Origin of the sequence: Streptomyces sp. C10-9-1 (genome assembly GCF_024497955.1) — a bacterium.
GTDB lineage: Bacteria > Actinomycetota > Actinomycetes > Streptomycetales > Streptomycetaceae > Streptomyces > Streptomyces sanyensis.
This window is the reverse complement of record NZ_JANHKP010000009.1, coordinates 174,313-193,699: the sequence shown is the minus strand read 5'-3', so window position 1 is coordinate 193,699 and position 19,387 is coordinate 174,313. Positions and strand designations below refer to the sequence as shown.

Annotated in this window: 16 protein-coding genes; 12 read left to right on the top strand and 4 right to left on the bottom strand. The window is 75.2% G+C overall.

The annotated features are described in order from the left end of the window. Positions 1-2 precede the first annotated feature (2 nt). The 5 genes from NPS70_RS15020 (at position 3) to NPS70_RS15000 (ending at position 5,734) form a co-directional block, all read left to right on the top strand. Positions 3-566 (top strand): type 1 glutamine amidotransferase, encoded by a 564-nt coding sequence (locus NPS70_RS15020; RefSeq protein WP_256524732.1) that lies wholly within the window; start codon positions 3-5, stop codon positions 564-566. Positions 567-636: 70 nt separating this feature from the next. Beyond that, positions 637-1,767 (top strand): Glu/Leu/Phe/Val dehydrogenase dimerization domain-containing protein, encoded by a 1,131-nt coding sequence (locus tag NPS70_RS15015; RefSeq protein WP_256524731.1) that lies wholly within the window; start codon positions 637-639, stop codon positions 1,765-1,767. 26 nt (positions 1,768-1,793) lie between these two features. Further along, positions 1,794-3,455, top strand: coding sequence for an AMP-binding protein (locus NPS70_RS15010; protein ID WP_374212002.1), 1,662 nt, complete (start codon positions 1,794-1,796; stop codon positions 3,453-3,455). A gap of 31 nt (positions 3,456-3,486) precedes the next feature. After that, positions 3,487-4,803 (top strand): pyridoxal phosphate-dependent aminotransferase, encoded by a 1,317-nt coding sequence (locus NPS70_RS15005; RefSeq protein ID WP_256524728.1) that lies wholly within the window; start codon positions 3,487-3,489, stop codon positions 4,801-4,803. A 25-nt stretch (positions 4,804-4,828) separates the two neighbouring features. Continuing rightward, positions 4,829-5,734 carry a fumarylacetoacetate (FAA) hydrolase gene (locus NPS70_RS15000; RefSeq protein WP_256524727.1) on the top strand — a complete coding sequence of 302 codons (906 nt, stop codon included), beginning with the start codon at positions 4,829-4,831 and terminating at the stop codon, positions 5,732-5,734. Positions 5,735-5,925: 191 nt separating this feature from the next. Here NPS70_RS15000 and NPS70_RS14995 read toward each other — a convergent pair whose 3' ends face one another. Both NPS70_RS14995 and NPS70_RS14990 read right to left on the bottom strand, forming a co-directional pair. Further along, positions 5,926-6,927 carry a TIGR00341 family protein gene (locus tag NPS70_RS14995; protein ID WP_256524726.1) on the bottom strand — a complete coding sequence of 334 codons (1,002 nt, stop codon included), beginning with the start codon at positions 6,925-6,927 and terminating at the stop codon, positions 5,926-5,928. A gap of 95 nt (positions 6,928-7,022) precedes the next feature. After that, positions 7,023-8,141 (bottom strand): pyridoxal-phosphate dependent enzyme, encoded by a 1,119-nt coding sequence (locus NPS70_RS14990; RefSeq protein ID WP_256524725.1) that lies wholly within the window; start codon positions 8,139-8,141, stop codon positions 7,023-7,025. Between the two features lie 204 nt (positions 8,142-8,345). Between NPS70_RS14990 and NPS70_RS14985 the strand changes: the two genes are divergently transcribed. Beyond that, positions 8,346-9,929, top strand: coding sequence for a S8 family peptidase (locus NPS70_RS14985; protein ID WP_256524724.1), 1,584 nt, complete (start codon positions 8,346-8,348; stop codon positions 9,927-9,929). Between the two features lie 161 nt (positions 9,930-10,090). Further along, a complete protein-coding gene (locus NPS70_RS14980) occupies positions 10,091-10,954 on the top strand; it encodes a DUF4190 domain-containing protein (protein ID WP_256524723.1) in 864 nt (287 codons plus the stop codon). A 36-nt stretch (positions 10,955-10,990) separates the two neighbouring features. On the opposite strand, the gene NPS70_RS14975 is transcribed toward NPS70_RS14980, so the two are convergent. After that, complete coding sequence (locus NPS70_RS14975) at positions 10,991-12,349, bottom strand: glycoside hydrolase family 18 protein (protein WP_256524722.1); 1,359 nt, start codon at positions 12,347-12,349, stop codon at positions 10,991-10,993. A 253-nt stretch (positions 12,350-12,602) separates the two neighbouring features. Here NPS70_RS14975 and NPS70_RS14970 point away from each other — a divergent pair, with 253 nt between their 5' ends. From NPS70_RS14970 to NPS70_RS14950, 5 genes are all read left to right on the top strand, one after another. Further along, entirely contained in the window at positions 12,603-13,355 is a 753-nt protein-coding gene (locus NPS70_RS14970) for a GntR family transcriptional regulator (RefSeq protein WP_256524721.1), read from the top strand. Positions 13,356-13,593: 238 nt separating this feature from the next. After that, complete coding sequence (locus tag NPS70_RS14965; RefSeq protein ID WP_256524720.1) at positions 13,594-13,764, top strand: SPOR domain-containing protein; 171 nt, start codon at positions 13,594-13,596, stop codon at positions 13,762-13,764. An 87-nt stretch (positions 13,765-13,851) separates the two neighbouring features. Further along, positions 13,852-14,262 carry a (deoxy)nucleoside triphosphate pyrophosphohydrolase gene (locus NPS70_RS14960; RefSeq protein WP_256524719.1) on the top strand — a complete coding sequence of 137 codons (411 nt, stop codon included), beginning with the start codon at positions 13,852-13,854 and terminating at the stop codon, positions 14,260-14,262. A gap of 155 nt (positions 14,263-14,417) precedes the next feature. After that, complete coding sequence (locus NPS70_RS14955; RefSeq protein WP_256524718.1) at positions 14,418-14,834, top strand: ATP-binding protein; 417 nt, start codon at positions 14,418-14,420, stop codon at positions 14,832-14,834. 148 nt (positions 14,835-14,982) lie between these two features. Continuing rightward, on the top strand, positions 14,983-17,547 hold the full coding sequence (locus NPS70_RS14950; protein ID WP_256524717.1) for a SpoIIE family protein phosphatase: 2,565 nt from the start codon (positions 14,983-14,985) through the stop codon (positions 17,545-17,547). A gap of 28 nt (positions 17,548-17,575) precedes the next feature. On the opposite strand, the gene NPS70_RS28530 is transcribed toward NPS70_RS14950, so the two are convergent. Then, the gene (locus NPS70_RS28530) at positions 17,576-19,360 is read right to left on the bottom strand and encodes a TPM domain-containing protein (protein ID WP_308315014.1); all 1,785 of its coding nucleotides are present in this window, start codon (positions 19,358-19,360) and stop codon (positions 17,576-17,578) included. Positions 19,361-19,387 lie beyond the last annotated feature (27 nt).

The following is a 19,387-nucleotide window of genomic DNA, read 5'->3' as shown; positions in this document are numbered from 1 at the left end:
GCATGACGCAGCCCCGAGTGCTCGTCGTCAACAACGGCACGCTGTCCCTGAAACAACTCCGCGCCCGGCTGGAGCAGCTGGGCTCGGTGACCGATGCGGTCGACGTGGCCTCCGTGCCCGCCCGCCTCGACGGCCGCTACCAGGCCGTCGTCCTGAGCGGCACCAAGGTGCGCGCCCACGACACCGCCTTCTACCGGCCGCTGACCGACCTCGTGATGGGCGCCGGGGTGCCGGTGCTCGGGATCTGCGGCGGCATGCAGCTGCTGGCGGTGGCGGCCGGCGGGCGGCTGGAGGAGGGCCCCCAGCGCGTCGGCGGCCACGAGGCGCAGGTGGACACGGAGGAGCCGCTGTTCACCTACGTCAAGCCCACGGTGACCGTCTTCCACCGGCACACCCTCTACCTCCGCGAGGCTCCCGAGGGCTTCCGCTCCATCGGCCGCTCCGCGCACGCACCCGTGGAGTTCCTCCGCTCCGACGACGGCCGGATCCACGGCTCCCAGGCGCATCTGGAGTTCCGCAGCGACGGGCTGGAGATCCTGCGCGGCTTCTCCCGGCTCTACCGGTGACGCCGCCTCCCGCCCGGGGCGCGCGCAGCCCCCTCCCCCCGAACCCACCCCACTCACGGAAGGACCCGCGATGAGCGCCGAGGACAGTACGCAGGAACCCGCTTTCACCGTGCACCTGAACGGCAGCGGCGGCAGCCTCAAGGGCTGGGTGGTCGTCGACACCCTGGTCGACGGCCTCGCGATGGGCGGCACCCGGATGACCCCCGGCGTCACCGAGGAGGAGGTCGCCGGGCTCGCCCGCGACATGACCGACAAGTTCACCCTCGCGGGGCTGCGCATCGGAGGGGCCAAGGCGGGCATCGCCTCCGACGGCACCGACCGGGAGGCGACCTTCCGCACCTTCGGCCGCACCGTCAAGCCGCTGCTGCACGGCGGCATCCACCTCGGGATCGACATGGGGGTCACCCCGGCCGACCGCGCCGTCTTCTTCGACGAGGCCGGCTACGACCCGCGCTACCGGCTGGGCGCCCCGGACATGCCCATCGACTGGCGGACGTACTACGAGCCCCTGATCGACTGCACCGGGCACGGGGTCGGAGTGGCCGCCGTCACCGCCCTGGAGGCAGGCGGCGGCACCCGCTCGGCGCGCGTCGTGGTGCAGGGCTTCGGAGCGGTGGGAAGGGCCGTCGCCCGCTACCTGGAGGACCGCGGGCACCGCGTCGTCGGCGTCGCCGACGTGCACGGCACCCTCACTGCGGACCGCCTTCCCGTGGCCGACCTGGTGGCCGTCACGGACCGGTTCGGGCGGATCGACCGCTCCCGGCTGCCGGAGGGCGTCACGGAGTCCCGCGAGCCCGACGCCTGGCTGGACGTCGACGCCGACCTGCTGGTCCTCGCGGCGCAGAAGTACGCGCTCACCGCGGAGAACACCCACCGGCTGCGCGCCCGGCTGGTCGTCGAGGGCGCCAACCTCGCCTCCAGCGACGAGGCGAAGGAGAAGATCGCGGCCTCGGGCTCCACCCTGGTCCCCGGTGTGATCGCCAACATCGGCGGCGCGGCCTCGGCCGCCCTGGCCGTCACCCGGGTCGTCCCCTTCGACCTGGCTGCGGACGCCCGCAAGGCCTGGGTCTTCGACTGGGTCGCCGACCGGGTGCGCCACAACACCCGGGACCTCCTCCAGATCGCCGCCGCGCGTGCGGGGAACCCGCTGCCCGAACTGCTGGACGCCCGCCGCAAGGACCTCCGCGGGGGACTGCGATGAGCCGGGCCGGCGGACCCTCCGCGAGCGTGCACGCCGAGGCGGCGGCCGCGTCCGCCGAGGAGCGGGCGGCGGAGTACCGGCGCCGCGGCTGGTGGCGCGAGGAGACCTTCCTCGACGACCTCCTCCGCCAGGCGCGGGAGCGCCCGCACAAGCTCGCCGTCGCGGGCCGCCGTGTCGCCGAGTCCCGCACCGACACCCTCACCTACGCCGAGCTCGCCCGGCTGACGGAGCGCTTCGCCCTGGCCCTGGGCGACCTCGGGGTGCGCCGCGGCGACGTCGTCGCCGTGCAGCTGCCCAACCGGTGGGAGACGGTCCCGCTGATGTTCGCCTGCATGCGCATCGGCGCCGTCATCTGCCCGATCTCCCCGATCTGCCCGGAGAGCGAGCTGCGGCACCGCCTCGGCCTCACCGGGGCCCGGGTGTGCGTCACGCTCCCCCAGTGGGCGGGCACGCCCCTGGCGCGGATCGTCACCGGGCTGCGGGGCGAACTCCCCTCGCTCGACCACGTGCTGGTCGTGGACGGGCCGGTGCCCGAGGGGGCGCTCTCCTTCCATGCCCACTGCGTGGCCGAGGAGCGCGAGGCGCACGCGGGCCCCGGGCCGCAGGGCCCGGCGCTCACCGCGGACGAGCCCTTCGTGGTCCTGTTCACCTCCGGCACCACCGGGGAGTCCAAGGGCGTGCTGCACAGCCAGAACACGGTCCACTCGGCGGTGCGCGGCTATGCCGACGCCTTCGGGCTCGGCGACGACTGGGTCGCCGCCGTCTCCACGCCGCTCGTGCACTACTCGGGCTTCGCCCAGGGCGTGCTCGCCGGTGTCATGCTCGGCGGCACGGTGGCCTTCCAGGACGTGCGCAGGAACGAGGCGCTCCTGGACCTCGTGGAGCGCTACGGGGCCACGCTCCTGTACGGCCCGCCCGCCACCCTCGCGGACGTGGCCGCCTCGCAGCGGTCCGCCCGCCGGGACACGAGCACGCTGCGCCACGTGGTCATCGGCTCCGCACCGGTGCTGAAGGCGCTGGCCGACGAGGTCCACGAAACGCTCGGCGCGCGCACCTACTCGCTGTGGGGCATGTCCGAGAACGGGCCGGTGACCATGACCCGTCCGGAGGATCCCGAACTCCGGGCGGCGGAGAGCAACGGGAGCCCCATCGACGCCATGCAGACCCGCATCGACCCCACGGGAACCGACGCCACGGGCACCCCCGTCGGCCGGCTCAGGGTGCGCGGCGCCTCGCTGGCCCTCGGCTACTACCGGCGGGAGGAGGCGTTCGCGGCGGAGTTCGGCGCGGACGGCTGGTTCGACACCGGGGACCTCGCGCGGGACGACGGCAGCGGCGGCATCCGGATCGTCGGCCGCGCCCGCGACGCGATCGTCCGCGACGGACGGGTGGCCCCCATGACGGAGCTGGAGGCCGTCATCGGCAGCCACCCGAAGGCCGTCGAGGCGGCCCTGGTGGGGCTGCCGTGCGGGGCGGACCGCGGCGGGACGGAGATCTGCGCCGTGGTCGTGCCGCACGGGGCCGAGGGGCCCTCGCTCGACGAGGTCCGCTCCCATCTCCGGGAGTCGGGGCACGACTCCGGCTTCCTGCCGGACCGGGTGGAGCTGCTGCCCGCCCTGCCCAAGACGCTGACCGGAAAGGTCCGCAAGGCGGAGCTGCGGCAGCGGTACGCCCCGACGGCCGGCTGACGGCCCCGAGCCCTTCACCCTGGAGCTGGACATGCCCGAGTTCACAGCGGTCCCCATGTCGGCGACCCTCGCCGCCGACGAAGCCCTCGCCCGCAGGCGCCGGGCGGGGGAGCGCGTCCTGCCGATGGCGAGCGGGGAGATCGGCCTTCCCGTGCTTCCCGCCCTGCGGGACAGGCTCGCCGCCGCCGCGGACGACAACGCGTACGGCCCCGTGCCCGGCAGCGAGGCCCTGCGCGCCGCCGCCGCCGGCTACTGGGCGAGGCGGGGCCTGGCCGTCGACCCGGGGCTCGTCGTGGCCGGGCCCGGCAGCAAGCCGCTGCTGTTCGCCCTGCTGCTCGCCCTCGGCGGCGACGTGGTCGTGCCCGTGCCGAGCTGGGTGAGCTACGCGGCGCACGCCCGGCTCGCCGGAGCGCGTCCGCTGCCCGTGCCGATCCTGCCGGGCGAGGGCGGGGTGCCGGATCCGGAGCGGCTGCGCGAGGCGGTCACCGCGGCCCGCGCCGCGGGCCGGGACCCCCGCGCCGTGGTGGTGACCGTGCCGGACAACCCGACCGGCACCGTCGCCTCGCCCGGCACGCTGCGGCGCCTGGCCGCGGCGGCCCGCGACCTCGACCTGGTGATCGTCTCCGACGAGATCTACGGCGACCTGCTCTTCGACACCTCGGCGCCGGCCGGTTCCCCTGCCCGGCACGCTCCCGAACGCACCGTCGTGACCACCGGCCTGACCAAGAACCTGGCGGTGGGCGGATGGCGCACCGGAGTGGCCCGGCTGCCCGACAGCGACACCGGCCGTGCCCTGCACACCCGGCTCGTCTCCGTCGCCAGCCAGATCTGGTCGAGTCCGCCGGCACCCGTGCAGGCGGCCGCCGCCTACGCCTTCGGCGAGCCACCGGAGATCACCGAGCGCATCGCGGCCGGGCGCCGGCTGCACGGGGCGGTGGCGCGCGCGGTCGCCGAGCGCTTCACCGCGGCCGGGGCGCTCCTCGCGCCCGTCCGCGCGACCTGCTACCTGTACCCGGACTTCGAGCCGCTCCGGGACCGGCTCGCCCGGACCCGCGGTGTGGAGGGCGGCGAGGACCTGGCCCGGTTCCTCGGCGAGCGCCACGGCATAGGGGTGCTCCCGGCCGGCGCGTTCGGGGAGCAGGGACGGCTCCTGCGGATCCGGGCCGCCACCAGCCGCCTGTACGGCGACTCCGACGCGCAGCGCACGGCCGCGCTCGACGCGCCGGACCCGCTCGCGCTGCCCTGGATCCGGCAGGCGGTCGAGTGGGTCGGCGACGCGCTGTCCGACCTCACCGGCGCGCGGCCCCACCCGCACCGCCACGGCACCGCTCCCGCCCGCCAGTTCTGACCACGAGGCCAAGGAGGCCCTTCCCATGTCTGTCCCGACCCTCTTCGAGGCCACCTACCGGGGTGCGCGCCATGTCGGCTTCGGGCTGCCCGAGCCGGGTGCGCCGCAGACCCTCCACCCGGTGGCCGACGGGCAGCTGGCGGCGGCCGTCGTCGCCGCCGGCGCCTCGGAGGCCGCCCTGCGCGCCGCGCTCACCGACGGCGCCGGGAGCGTCACCGTCACCGCCGGGGACCCGGAGGTGCGTCCGCTGCCGCCGCTGCTGCCCACGGCCTCCGGCCATGCCCTGCTGAGCGGGTTCATGGGCACGCACAAGAAGAAGTGGGGCGGTCTCAGCGCCCCTGAGGACGGGGACTTCACGCCGCCCAAGTGGTTCTTCAAGGGCTTCGGCGACTGGGTGCGGATGCCGGGGGAGGCACTGCACGTCCCCGCCGAGCCGGTCGCGCTGATCGAGGAGCCGGAGGTGGCCCTCGTCTACGTCAACGACGCCGACGGCAGGCCGCACTACGCGGGCTACACCTTCGGCAACGACCTGTGCGACATCGGCCTGCACCGCAGGGACCCCGGCTACAACCCGTACTGCAAGCTGTGCGACACCGCGCTGGCCCCCTGGCTGTTCCTGGGCGAACCGCCCCGCTCGGTGACCGGCCGGGTCACCATCGAGCGGGACGGTGCGGCCGCCTGGAGCGGGAGCTTCGACTGCGGCTCGGACGCCCTGTACTTCCGGGTGCCGGACATGGTGGAGCACCTGTTCTCGTTCCCCGCGGTGCGCCGTCCCGGCCTGGTCAACTACGTCCTCCTGGGCGCCGACGAGGCGAGCTTCCACGAGGGCTTCCGCATCGCCGACGGCGACCGGATCGCCATCGACGTCAAGAGCCACGGCGTCGCCTTCGCCAACACGGTGCGCCACGTCTCCCCGGGCCGCCCCGCCTGAGCACCCCCCCGGTGGGCGCCGCCGGAATCCGGTGCCCTCCCGCCCGCGGTGGCCGGTCGCGAAGGCCGCCGCGGGCGCGCCCGGCCCCGCGGCACCGGCGTCCCGCCCGGCGCCGGGGCACCGGCGTCCCGCCCGGCCCCGCGGCACCGGCGTCCCGCCCGGCGCCGGGGCGCCGCCCGCTCCCGGCCTCGCTACTGGCCCACCCGCCCGACCTCGACCCGCCTGCCGCGGGTGGACTCCACCACCACCGGGATGCCGTTGGGGATCTGGCCTTCCAGCCGCTCCAGCAGGCCGTCCACCGGCGGGAGGTCGTCCTTGGTGCGGACCTGGATGTAGAGGGTCCTGGAGGCGGCGCTCACCTGGGTGACCGTGGCTCCGGGGTCGTCCGAGAGCCACAGCTCGGCCTGGGTCTTGGCGCGGGCGGTCCAGGTGTTGATCAGCAGGGTGAGCGCGGTGTTGGCGGCCAGAGGTACGAAGACCACGGCGAACAGCAGGCTCATCGCCACGTACACGGTGCGCCGGGGCCGGCGCCTGCCGGCGGTGGGCTCCGCGCCGTAGCCCAGGGTCGCGAAGACCACGATGCCGCCGAAGATCAGGGCGAACAGGTTGGACACGAACAGCAGCACCGCGCCGAGCGCCAGCCACACCTCGCCGTGGCTGAGGCACACCCCGGCCACCACCAGGGGCGGGACCAGGGAGATCGCGATGGCCACCCCGGGCAGGACGGCGGCCACGTCGCGGCGGGCGAGCGCCACGGCGCCGGCGAAGCCGGTCGCCAGGGCGGCGATCAGGTCCATCAGCCCGGGGGAGGTGCGGGAGGAGATCTGGCTGTTGGAGAGCAGGTCGTAGTTCTCCGGCAGCACGATGGACAGCAGGGCCCCGATGGCGATCACCAGGAGGCAGGAGGCGAGGACGGTCCTGATCGAGCCGGTCCGGCGGCTCATCACCGACCCGACGGCGATGCTCATGATCGGGGTGGACAGCGGAGCGATGATCATGGCGCCGATCACGGTCGCGGTGGAGTCCGTGATCACTCCTCCGGCGGCGATGACCGCGGACAGGGTCAGCATGGTCCAGAACGCGGACCGCTTCGCCCTCGTGTCCCCGGACGACAGGTCGAGGTCGTCCGACAGCTCTTCCAGTGAGCGGCGCTGTGAGGCGGGCAGGACACGGTTGCGGACTCCGCTGAGCATCCCTTTCACGTATCACGGCCGGAACGGGCCCGCCGGTGCGACACGGGGACCCGGCGCCCGCGGCCCCCGCACGGCCCCCTCGCCGCACCGGCCGCTCAGCCGGCGAGGCCGGACTTCGCGCCCGCTCCGCACAGCGGCACCACCGCCGTGCGGCCCTTCCAGCTGCCCGCGGCGGCCCAGCAGGCCGCGGCGGTGGCCTCCACGAACAGCCCTCGGCGGGCGAGGTCGCGCTGGGCGGCGCGGACGGCGTCCTCCGGGACGGTCAGGATCGCGCCCCCCGACTCCCGTACCGCGCGCAGGATCTGACGGGCCCGCGGCGGCGCGGCGACGGCGATGCCCTCGGCGACGGTCGCCGGGGCGGCGGAGGCGCCCGCCCCGTCACCGGCCGCACCGCGGGGCGCGATCAGGTCCACCGCTCCCGCCCGGTGGGCGGCGGCCAGCGGGGCGACCGCCTCCGCCTGCACGCCCACCAGGGCCGGTGCGGTGCCGATCAGCCCGTGGGCGCGCAGCTCCCCGACCGCGAGGGAGGCGCCGAGCAGCAGGGTGCCGTTGCCCACGGGGAGGACGAGCGTCTCCGGCAGGGTGCCGCCCAGGTCCTCCCAGAGCTCGTACACATAGGTCTTGGTGCCGTGCAGGAAGTACGGGTTGTATACGTGGCTCGCGTAGAAGACGCCTGGCCGGCCGGCGGCCGCCCGGGCGGCCGCGGCGGTGGCCTCGCGGTCGCCGGGCACCACGTCCAGCCGCGCTCCGTGGGCCCGGATCTGCTCGGTCTTCTTCGGCGAGGTGCCCTCCGGGACCATCACCGTGCAGTCGAGTCCGGCCCGGGCGCAGTAGGCGGAGATCGCGCACCCCGCGTTCCCGCTGCTGTCGGCGAGGACGCTGCGGGCGCCCAGGCGCCGCGCGAGCTCGGCGAGCATCACCGCTCCCCGGTCCTTGAAGGAGAGCGTGGGCATCAGGAACTCCAGTTTGGCCGAAACCGTATGGGTCAGTGTGACCAGCGGCGTTCGCCCCTCGCCGAGCGAGCAGGAGGGCGCCGTGAAGGGCAGCGCCTCGGTGTAGCGCCACAGCGAGCCGACCCGCGCGCCCAGGTGCCCGCGGGGGACCGGTGCGGTGGGAAAGTCCAGGTCGAGGGGGCCCTCGCAGGACGGGCAGCGCCAGACGGCGGCGTCGATGGGCCAGTGGCCCGTGCAGTCCGGGCAGCGGTAGCGCGTCATGGGCCGTCAGCATGGCAGGCCCGTGGCGCTCGTGTTTCCGGGCGTACGGGCCCTCTTGTGCGATTCCTATGGATCGGCCAACCTTTTCGCTCGACGGGCGGACGAGAAGTGCCGGCACCTCGGTACGGATGTGTTGGCATGTCCCTGACGTCTGCTTGTCATGACCCCCACAGCAACGCACCACCAATGAGGAGGACCCCTCACATGTCTGTGATGCGTGACTCGCGGCGAAGAATCGCCGCAGCCAGCGCCATAGCCGTCGCCGCCCTCGTGGCCGGCGCCGCCTCCGCGCTTCCCGCCGGCGCGGCCGAGCCGTCCCCCGTCGGCGAGATCCAGAACGCCGGTGCTCCCGGCGCCATCGAGGGCAGCTACATCGTGACCCTGGACGAGTCCGAGGCCGATGCGGGCTCCAGCGAGGGCAGGAAGGTCGCGGCCGAGTACGGCGCGAAGATCAAGCGGACCTACAACGCGGCGCTCAACGGCTACGCGGTCCAGGTCAGCGAGGCGCAGGCCAGGAAGCTCGCGGCGGACCCGGCCGTCGAGTCGGTCGTCCAGGACCGCGTCTTCACCATCTCCGGCACCCAGCCGAGCCCGCCGTCCTGGGGCCTCGACCGCATCGACCAGCGGTCGCTGCCGCTCGACCAGAGCTACACCTACCCGGACTCCGCGGGCCAGGGCGTGACCGTCTACGTCATCGACACCGGCGTGCGGATCAGCCACAACGACTTCGGCGGGCGGGCCTTCAACGGCTACGACGCCGTCGACAACGACAACACGGCGCAGGACGGCCACGGTCACGGCACGCACGTCGCCGGCACGGTCGCGGGGTCCTCCTTCGGTGTGGCCAAGAAGGCCAAGATCGTCGGCGTCCGCGTCCTCAACAACCAGGGCTCCGGCACCACCGCCCAGGTCGTCGCGGGCATCGACTGGGTGACCCAGAACGCCCAGAAGCCCGCCGTGGCCAACATGAGCCTCGGCGGCGGCGTGGACAGCGCCCTCGACCAGGCCGTCCGCAACTCGATCGCCTCCGGAGTCACGTACGCGGTGGCGGCGGGCAACAGCGGCGCGAACGCCTCCAACTACTCGCCCGCCAGGGTCGCCGAGGCGATCACGGTCGGCTCGACGACCAGCTCCGACGCGCGCTCCAGCTTCTCCAACTACGGCAGCGTGGTGGACATCTTCGCGCCGGGCTCCTCGATCACCTCGGCCTGGAACTCCAGCGACTCGGCCACCAACACCATCTCCGGCACCTCGATGGCCGCGCCGCACGCCGCGGGCGCGGCAGCGCTCTACCTCGCCGACAACACCTCGGCGACCCCGGCGCAGGTGTCCACGGCCCTCGCCGACTCCGCCACCGAGGGCAAGGTCGGCAACCCGGGCTCCGGCTCGCCCAACCGCCTGCTGTACGTCGGCGACGGCGGCACCACGCCGCCGCCGCCGGACGGGGACCGCTTCGAGAACACCGGCGACTACGCGATCAGCGACAACTCCACGGTCGAGTCGCCGATCACGGTGAGCGGCGTCTCCGGGAACGCGCCCTCGGACCTCGCGGTGTCGGTGGACATCAAGCACACCTACATCGGTGACCTGAAGGTGGACCTCGTCGCCCCCGACGGCTCGGTCTACAACCTGAAGTCCTACGGCTCCGGCGGCAGCTCGGACAACATCCTGACCACCTACACGGTGAACGCCTCCTCCGAGGCGGCCAACGGCACCTGGAAGCTGCGCGTGAGCGACAACGCGTGGTGGGACACCGGCAAGATCGACGCCTGGTCGATGCAGTTCTGACCCGGCGCTGATCCAGCCTTCCCGAGGGAGGGGCGGCCGCTCGCGGCCGCCCCTCCCGCTGCGTGCGCGGCCCCGCCCCGCCCGCCCCGGCGCCCTGCCCCCGTCGTATGATCCGCGCGTCCGTTCGCACTGGTTCGAACGACGACCGAGGAGCAACGACCGTGGACCCCGCAGCCCAGAACGGGCAGCCGCCGAACCCGCAGCAGCCCTACGGCGCCCCGCCCGGCGCCCAGCCCCCCGCCCCGCAGCCCTACGGCACCCCGGCGGGGCCCTTCGGCCAGCCGGGCGCGGGCCCGTACGCGGGCCATCCGCCGCACCCCGCGTACGGCGCGCCGAACGCCCCCTACCCGGGGGTCCCCGGGCAGCGTCCGGTCAACGGACTGGCCGTCACCGCCCTGGTGGTGGGCCTGGTCTGCTGCATCCCGCCGCTCGGTCTGGTGTTCGGCATCATCGCGCTGGCCCAGATCAGGCGGTCGGGCCAGCGCGGCAAGGGCATGGCCGTCGCCGGTATCGCCCTCTCCGCCGTCAGTACGCTGCTGACCGTCGCCTTCGTGGCGACCGGCGCCGCGGGCGAGTTCATGCGCGGGGTCCGGGACGGACTGGACGCCGCGGCCAGCAGCCCCTTCGACCTGGCCGAGGGCGACTGCTTCGACATCCCGGGCAAGGAGGTCCCCGAGGAGTCGGAGGCCTTCTCCGTCCCGACGGTGGACTGCGCCCGACCGCACGACGCCGAGGTCACGGGCAGCTACCTCCTGGACGACGAGGGCGGCTACCCCGGCTCGGCCGCGGACGAGCGCGAGATGGAGGGGCGCTGCCACCTCATGAGCGAGAAGTACGTGCCGGACCCGGACGCGCTCGCCCCGCACATCGCCAACTTCTACTACCTGCCCACCCGCGAGAGCTGGTCGCTCGGCGACCGCACCGTCACCTGTGCGCTGGCCGCGACCGAGGGCCGGCTCACCGGCTCCCTCAAGGACGGAGCGGGGACCGCGGACGGCGCCTCGGGCGGCGGGACCGGCGTCTGACCCTGCGCCGGTCCCGCCGTGCGGGGGCGGGCCGGCTCAGCGGCGGCGCAGCCCCCGGTCGACCGCGGCGGTCAGCTCGCCGTCCGCCGTGTCCCCGTCCAGGGACCAGAACATGGCGCCGCCCAGGCCCTCCGAGCGGACGTAGGCGGCCTTCGCGCGCAGCACCGCGGGGTCGTCGTAGGTCCACAGGGTGGTGCCGTCGAAGATCCAGGCGTGGCCCCCGCGGCGGTCCCGGTGGACGGTGTAGGCGTCCGAGGCGGCGAGCCTCCTCAGCGCCTTGTAGTCCTCGTAGCCGTTCGCGAAGGTGGCGGGGGCCGGACCGGAGGCGGGCTGCCCCATGCCGTCGCCTCCGCCCTGCACGCCCGTCCAGCCCTGCCCGTAGAACGGCATGCCGACGACCAGCTTGCGGGCGGGTGCGCCCCGGCGCTTCCAGTCCCGCACGGTCTGCTGCACGCTGAAGTCCCCGCGCGCCCGCAGGGCCGACTGCTGGGCGGTGACCGGTTCGCCCGACACGTGGAAGTCGTAGCCCTGGAGGTTCACGAAGTCGAAGTCCCGCATGATCCTGCGGACCTCGAAGCCCGCGTCGATCTTCGCGGGGGCGGTGGGGACGAAGGCGCTGAGCTCGTAGTGCCGCCGCTGGCCGTGGCGTCCGCGCTGCTCGGCGGCGAGCGCGTCGAGCTGCACGCGGAACTCGCGCACCAGGGCGGTGAAGTTGCGCTTGTCCTCCGGCCGGTAGACGGTGTCGCTGTCGCCCGCCGAGCCCGGCCACTCCCAGTCGATGTCGATCCCGTCGAAGACCCCGGCGGCCGCCCCCGGGCCGCCGCGCGCACCGTCCCGGGGCAGATCGCCCCTGAGGTACAGGTCGATGCAGGAGGACACCAGGGCGCGGCGGGACTCGGGTGTGCGGACCGCGTCCGAGAAGTGGGTGGACCAGCTCCAGCCGCCGAGCGAGATCATCACCTTCAGGCCGGGGTGCTCGGCCTTGAGCTCGCGCAGCTGGTTGAAGTTCCCGGCGAGCGGCTGGTCCGCGGTGTCGGCGACGCCGTCGACCGAGTCGGCCGCGCCCAGCGGGCGCACGTAGTCGGCCCAGGCGTCGGCCTCGCCGGGGACGTTGCCGGTGAAGCAGGTGCCCTCGGGGCTGATGTTGCCGAAGGCGTAGTTGATGTGGGTGAGGCGCGCGGCCTGGCCGCTGGTGTCCATGTCCTTGACCTGGAAGTCGCGGCCGTAGACGCCCCACTGGGTGAAGTAGCCGACCCGCCGCAGTTCGGGCTTGGTGTGGCCGGAGCCGTGTGCGGGGGGCCGACCCCCGGCGGACGCGGCGGCGGGGGAGAGGGTGGCCAGCAGGGCGAGGGAGCTGAGGGCGACTGCCGTACGGGCCAGGGCTGTTCGACGCATGGGCTTGGCTCGTTCCTGTGCGGGTGCCGACGGGGGAGGAGCGGAGTCGTGCGTGCGGCAAGGAAGCTATTGGTCTGGACCATTCCGGTCAAGGGTGCGTACCCGTGCGCCTCCGGCAAGATCGTGCATGCGGGTGCCAAACCCCCGCCGACCGGGAAGTCATCACATCGGGTGACACTGTGGCCCGCACTTGCGGACGGCAACCTACGGTTGCCAGGCTGTCGCCGTCTGTCAATGTGTTGGGGAGTGGTCAGTGGCCTTCGGTGAGCAGCCCGCCTATCTGCGTGTCGCGAGCGATCTGCGCGAGAAGATCGTGAACGGCTCGCTGCCGCCGCACACCCGCTTGCCCTCGCAGGCCCGCATCCGCGAGGAGTACGGGGTCTCGGACACGGTGGCCCTGGAGGCCCGCAAGGTGCTGATGGCCGAGGGGCTGGTCGAGGGCCGCTCCGGCTCGGGGACGTATGTGCGCGAGCGCCCGGTGCCCCGCCGTGTGGCCCGCTCCGGCTTCCGCCCCGCCTCCGGCGCCTCCCCCTTCCGGCAGGAGCAGGCCGAGGAGGGGGTGCGCGGTTCCTGGGAGTCCGGCAGCGAGCAGGAGCGCGCCACCCCCGAGGTCGCGGACCGGCTGGGGGTCGGGCTCGGCGACCGCGTGATGCGCACCCGCTACCTCTACCGGGACGCCGGTGAGCCCATGATGCTCTCGACCTCCTGGGAGCCTCTGGAGCTCACCGGCCGCACTCCCGTGATGCTCCCCGAGGAGGGTCCGCTCGGCGGCTGCGGGGTCGTGGAGCGGATGGCGGCGATCGACGTCGTCGTGGACAACGTGGTGGAGCAGGTCGGGGCCCGTCCCGGGCTCGCGGAGGAGCTGCTCGCCCTCGGCGGCGTGCCGGGCCACGTGGTCATGGTGATCGAGCGGACCTACTACGCCTCGGGCCGCGCCGTCGAGACCGCGGACGTGGTCGTCCCCGCCGACCGCTACCGCGTGGCCTACCACCTCCCCGTGCGGTGACCGCGCCCCTGCGGGGTTCTGCCCGGCAGGGAGGGGGCGTGTCCGGCCGGGCTTCCCGCGCAGGGGGGTGCTTCTCGGGCGTGAAGGGGGCGTATCCGGCCGGATACGCCCCTCGTTGCTGTCTCTTTGTGAAAACCCGTATCCGCTCAGTGAAGGTCAGGCGTACGCTCAGGCATATGCGCACTGCGGTTTCCTGGCGAAGGTTACGGACACTCGGCTCGACCGGGGGAGGAGCCCGATGACGGACGGCACCGCCTCGCTCCCCTGGCAGGTGATCCGGCAGGACGACAACGGCAACCGCTACCGGGTCGGCCGCTACGCCACCAGGGACGAGGCCCAGCGCATCGCGGACGCCCTCGTCGCCCGGGGGCGCGAGCAGCTCTACCGGGTGGAGCCCGTGGGCCAGTAGGCGCCCCGGCCCTGACGGCCCGTCGGTGCGGTCCGCCGGTCCTCCCGGCGTGCCCGGGCGGCAGCGGCCGCCCGCTACGCTCCCGGGGTGACTGATCGAGTGGTGGTGGCCGGTGCCGTGTACGAGGAGGGCCGGCTGCTCGCGGCCCGGCGCAGCGCGCCCGCGGAGCTGGCCGGGCGCTGGGAGCTGCCCGGGGGCAAGGTGGAGGCGGGGGAGGTCCCCGAGGAGGCGCTGGTGCGCGAGCTCCGGGAGGAGCTCGGGGTGGAGGTCCGCCCCCTGGAGCGGATCCCCGGTGAGTGGCCCCTGAAGCCCGGCTACGTCCTGCGGGTGTGGACCGCCCTGCTGGTCCGGGGCCGCCCCGCCCCCCTCCAGGACCACGACGAACTCCGCTGGCTCGCGCCGCACGAGGCGAACGCCGTCGACTGGCTCGAACAGGACCGGCCCGCGGTGGCGGAGGCGTTCAGGCTGCTCCCGGGAGGGCGCCCGGACCGGGGGTAGTCCCCGGGTGCGCTCCCGCCCCGTCCGGGGCGTCGGGACGTCCCCCTCGGCTGCGCCCCTTCCGCCCCGGGAGTCACGGTAGTTCATGCCCGAAACGGGGTATGGGGCCTTTAAACGCCCGAAAACGGGCGTGCGGGTCGTCGGTATCCGGGGAAGTGAGCGGCGTGATCGACACGGAGGACCACTGCGTCGAGTGGAGCTTCCCGGCGCGGCCCGACGCGGTGCGGGCCGCCCGCCACGCCGTACGGGACGCCCTGGGCGCGTGGGGCGTCGACGCCGCCGTCGGCGAGGTGACGGTCCTCCTCGTCAGCGAACTGGTCACCAACTCCCAGCGGTACACCGTCGGCCCCATCGGCGTCAGGATGCGCCGCGCCGCGCCCGACGGCACCCCGCCCACCCTGCTGGTCGAAGTCTCCGACCCGCTGCCCGACCCGCCCACCGAGCGCGCCCCGCGCCCCGAGGACGAAGGGGGCCGCGGGCTGCGGCTCGTGGCCTGCTCCGCGCGCCGCTGGGGCATCCGGCGCGGGAGAACGGGCAAGACGGTGTGGTTCGAGCTGGCTCTGACGGGTTAGGAGTCGGGGAGGGACGACGATCACGGGGAACTCGGCCGGAAATGAACGAGACCTCTCTGTGATCGTGAACGCCGTGCCGACCGGGGCCGTAGTGCTGAATACTGCGGTCATGGCCGGTCCGGTGCGGTGAGCTGGAGGGGACGGTCGCGTGAGCGAGATACCTGGGACGGCGAGCGGTGTCGTGTGGCAGAGCAGCCCGCCTGGCTCGATCTATGACTACATCAAGGTCGCATCCTTCTCGATCGGCCCCGACGGCCTGGTCGACCAGTGGAGCAGGCGCGCCGCGGACCTCTTCGGCCTGACCGCCGAGCAGGTCAGGGGCAAGGACCCGGTGGAGGCGTTCCTCCCCGCCGAACTCCGGCCCCGGGGCCACCGCAAGGTCGCGGAGATCCTGGACGGCAAGGAGTGGACCGGGCTGGTCCCCTTCCGCGCCCCCGGACGCCCGCGGGCCCACGGCCTCGCCGAGATCTACGTGATGCCCGGTGAGGCGCGGGACGGGCGGCAGGCGGCCCTGTGCATCGTCGTCGACGTGCGGGCGCTGCGCCGCATCGAGAGCGACCTCGCCTCCTCCCAGGCCATCTTCGGCCAATCGCCCTTCGGGTTCCTGCTGTTCGGCACCGACCTGACCGTGCAGCGGGCCAACCGCCGCTTCGCCGCCGTGTTCGGCGGCGAGGCCGAGCAGCACCGCGGCCGCACCGTGCACGACTACCTGCCGCGCGCGGAGGCGGAGCACCTGGACGCGGCGCTGCGCCGCGTCCTGGAGACCGGCGAGTCCGTGACCGACCTCCAGGTCTCCGGGACCGTGCCCGGCGGAGAGGGCGAGCGCCGGCACTGGTCGGTCAACCTCTACCGCGTGCACGGGGGTTCGGGACGGCCGATCGGCGTTGCCGGGGTCGGCACCGATGTCACGCACCGTCAGATCGCCGCCCGGGAGGCCGCCAGCGCCCGCCGCAACCTCGCCCTGCTCAACGAGGCCGGGGCCCGCATCGGCAACTCGCTCGACCTGGAGACCACCGCCCGCGAACTGCTGGACGTCGCCGTCCCCGGCTTCTGCGACCTGGCCTCCGTCGACCTCTACCAGGCCCTGCTCACCGGCGAGGAGGCTCCGCCGGGCCAGTTCGGCTCGGTCCACGAGAGCTACGGCGGCGGCAGCGCCGACCTGCGCCGGGTCGCCTTCGCCAGCGCCGTCTCCGACGCGCCCCTGGCCGCCTCCTCCGGCGGGACGCCCCCGGTCGCGCTCGGTGAGGTCCACCGCTACCCCTTCAACTCCGCCTGCGCCACCGCGCTGCGCACGGCCGCCGTCCGGGCGCTGCCGGAGGGGGAGGGCGGCCTGGTGCAGTCCGCGCTGGCCGTGCCGATGGTGGCCCACGACACGGTCGTCGGGCTGGTCCAGTTCGCCCGGGCCAAGGGCAGCGAACCCTTCGGCGAGCGGGACCGCGCGCTCGCCGTCGAGCTCGCCGCCCGCGCTGCCGTGTGCATCGACAACGCCCGCCTCTACCGGCGGGAGCACGAGAGGGCGCTCATCCTCCAGCGCAGCCTGCTGCCCCCCGGCGACCCCGAGGCCGCCGGGCTGGACATCGCCTGCCGTTATCTGCCGGGCACCACCGCCACCGAGGTCGGAGGCGACTGGTTCGACGTGATCGAGCTGCCCGGCCACCGCACCGCGCTCGTCGTCGGCGACGTCATGGGCAGGGGCTTGCGCGCCGCCGTGGCCATGGGCGAGCTGCGCACGGCGGTGCGCACCCTGGCCCTGCTCGACCTGGAACCCGCGGAGGTGCTCTCCGCGCTCGACGAGATCGCCCGCGGTCTGGGCGGGCCCGGCACCCGTGCGCAGGTCCGCCGCTCCGGCGCGGCGGGCCCGGACGCGCCGGAGCAGCCGGCCGACCTGGCCGAGGTCTACCTGGCCACCTGCGTGTACGCGGTGTACGACCCGGTCACCCGGCGCTGCACCTTCGCCAACGCCGGCCATCTGCCGCCCGTCCTGGTCGAGCCCGGGGAGGAGGCACTCCTGCTCGACGTGCCGCCCGGGATGCCCCTCGGGGTGGGAGGCGAGCCCTTCGAGGAGGTCGAGGTCGAGCTGCCCGAGGGCGCGCTGCTGGCGCTGTACACCGACGGCCTGGTGGAGTCCCGCGACCACCCGCTCGACGAGGGGCTCCACGCCTTCCGCGCGGCCCTGGGCGATCCGGGCCGCGCCCTGGAGGACGTCTGCGACCATGTGCTGACGACCCTGGACACCCGCCACGGCGAGGACGACATCGCCCTGCTGATGGCCCGTATCCAGGGTCTGCCCGCCGACGCGGTGGGCGACTGGCGGCTGCCCCGCGAGCCGCGCTCGGTCGGCCGCGCCCGCGAGCTGGCCCGCGCGCAGCTCGACTCCTGGGGCCTGGAGGCGCTGGTCGACACCGTCGAACTGCTCGTCAGCGAACTGGTCACCAACGCGCTGCGCTACGGCGAGGGGGAGATCCGGCTCCGGCTCCTGCGGGACCGCACCCTGGTGTGCGAGGTCTGGGACGCGGGCCTGGTGCAGCCACGCCGCCGCCGCGCCCGCGACACCGACGAGGGCGGGCGCGGGCTCCAGCTCGTCGGGCTGCTGAGCGCCGGCTGGGGCTCACGGCGCACCCCGCGCGGCAAGACGGTCTGGTTCGAACTCGGGCTGCCGGACGAGGCGGGCTCGGCGGAACCGACCGTGGAGCAGCTGCTCAGCATGTTCTGAAGGGCCGCCGCGATCGGGCCGTGCCGCTTCAGGACCCGTCGCCGTCCCCGCCCTCCCCCTCGCGCCGCCCGCGGGCGGCGCCGCCACCGAACCGCGCGGGCTGCCCGCCCCCGAGCACCCCGGTGGCCTCGGGCGGCGGGCCGCCGGCGCCGGCCTCCCCGAGGAGGACGATCCCGCCCAGTACCGCGCCGCCCGCTCCCGCCGGCCGCGCCTGCGCCTCGCCGCCTCCGGCGGCGCGTGCGTGCCAGGCCCGTACGTCGTTCTCGGCGAGCGTCAGCGCCTCCCGGGCGAGGGCGTCGGCCCGCTGCGCCTCGACCAGCGCCGAGCGGGGATCGCCCCCCGGGCCCCCGGGACCGCCGGGCACTCCGGCCCCGCCCGTCCCGGCGCCCTTCGCGCCCTCCGGCCGCCCCGACAGCCCCTCGGCCCGCCCCAGGCGGCGGCGCGCCTCCGCCGCCCGGGTCCGGGCCTCGCCGCCCACCGCGCCCCGGTGCACCGCGATGGAGTCGTCGGCCGCGTGCACCGCCGCCCGCGCGCCCAGCAGCGCACGCTCCAGAAGGGCCCGGGCGCGCAGGGTGCCCCGGTCCGGGCCCGGGGCCTCGGCCAGCTCCCGGTCCAGCGCGCCGTCCGCCTCCTCGACCCTGCGGAGCGCCTCAAGCGGGTCGAACGGCCCCGCGTCCCGCTCCCGCCGCACCTCGGCGGCCACGGTCACGGCGACGGCCTCCCTGGCCCGCAGCGGGCCGGAGGCCACCGCGCCGGGGCCGAGGGCGTCGAGCAGGGCGTGCGCCGCCGCGAGGTCCGCCTCGGTGTCGGCCAGGGCCTCCGGCAGCCTCCCGGCGGCCTCGGCGAGTTCCCGGGCCCGCCGGTCGACGGCCTCCACCAGGCGTCCCGCCTGGGACACCGCGGCCTCGGCCGCCCGCACCCGGTCCGCCGCCCCCGCGGTGTCCCGGCCCCCGGCGGCCCGGTGGGCCTCCGCCAGGGCGCCGGCCGCGAACGCCAGCCGCTCCCGCGCGGTCGCCACGACCCCGGCGACCGGGGCCGAGGCGGCGGAGGCGTACCGCTCCCGCATCACGCGCAGGGCGGCCTCGGCGTGCATCATCCGCCCGTCGGCCTCGTCGTGGAGCCGCTGCACCGCGGCCAGGTCCCGCAGCGCGTTCCGCCGCGGGTCCCGCAGCCGCCGGAAGTCCTCCGCCTCGGCGTCCAGCCTCCGGACCGCCCCGGTGCACCGGGCCACGATCTCGTCGAGCATCCGCCGCCGGGCGGACTCCCCGTCCGGGTAGGCGTCGTCGAGCTGCTGGCGCAGCCGGAACGCGGCCGTCAGCTCCTCCCGGGCGCGGGCGGCGGCCTCGCGGAAGGGCCGGACGGCCTCCTCGCCGCACCGCTCCGCGGCCGCGTCCAGTTCCTCCTCGCTGGTGAGCAGGGCGTTCTCGGTCCCGACGAGGGCGCGGCGGGCCCGGGCGTCGAGTTCGGGCAGCGGGCGGGGGCCGTCGAGGCCCCCGTGCCCGCCGTGGGGCGTGGTGCGGGTGGCGGTGCGGCGGCGGCGCCGGGCGTAGGCGTAGGCCGCGAGCGCGCCCGCGCCGCCGACCGCGGCGATGGGGAGCACCAGGTCGCCCGCCCCGGACCCGGCGCCCTGGGCGAGGGCGCGGGCGTCCGGCGGCGCACCGGGGCGGGGGGCCTCGGCCGGCCGGCCGCTGACCCGGTCCGGCCCGGGGCGCGCGCCGGCCGCGCCGTCCGGGGGGTGGGCGAGGGCGGGACCGGTCAGCCACCACACCGCGGCCAGCGCCGGGAGCAGGGCCTTCGCGGCGGTACGCGTCACATTCCGGAGGTTAGGTCGCGGCCGGGG

What these genes read in the sequence shown, in the direction of transcription:
- NPS70_RS14975 (WP_256524722.1), bottom strand. Translation starts at nt 12,349, where the DNA reads ATGCGTCGAACAGCCCTGGCCCGTACGGCAGTCGCCCTCAGCTCCCTC.
- NPS70_RS15020 (WP_256524732.1), top strand. Translation starts at nt 3, where the DNA reads ATGACGCAGCCCCGAGTGCTCGTCGTCAACAACGGCACGCTGTCCCTG.
- NPS70_RS15005 (WP_256524728.1), top strand. Translation starts at nt 3,487, where the DNA reads ATGCCCGAGTTCACAGCGGTCCCCATGTCGGCGACCCTCGCCGCCGAC.
- NPS70_RS14985 (WP_256524724.1), top strand. Translation starts at nt 8,346, where the DNA reads ATGTCTGTGATGCGTGACTCGCGGCGAAGAATCGCCGCAGCCAGCGCC.
- NPS70_RS14965 (WP_256524720.1), top strand. Translation starts at nt 13,594, where the DNA reads ATGACGGACGGCACCGCCTCGCTCCCCTGGCAGGTGATCCGGCAGGAC.
- NPS70_RS14990 (WP_256524725.1), bottom strand. Translation starts at nt 8,141, where the DNA reads ATGACGCGCTACCGCTGCCCGGACTGCACGGGCCACTGGCCCATCGAC.
- NPS70_RS14995 (WP_256524726.1), bottom strand. Translation starts at nt 6,927, where the DNA reads ATGCTCAGCGGAGTCCGCAACCGTGTCCTGCCCGCCTCACAGCGCCGC.
- NPS70_RS15015 (WP_256524731.1), top strand. Translation starts at nt 637, where the DNA reads ATGAGCGCCGAGGACAGTACGCAGGAACCCGCTTTCACCGTGCACCTG.
- NPS70_RS15000 (WP_256524727.1), top strand. Translation starts at nt 4,829, where the DNA reads ATGTCTGTCCCGACCCTCTTCGAGGCCACCTACCGGGGTGCGCGCCAT.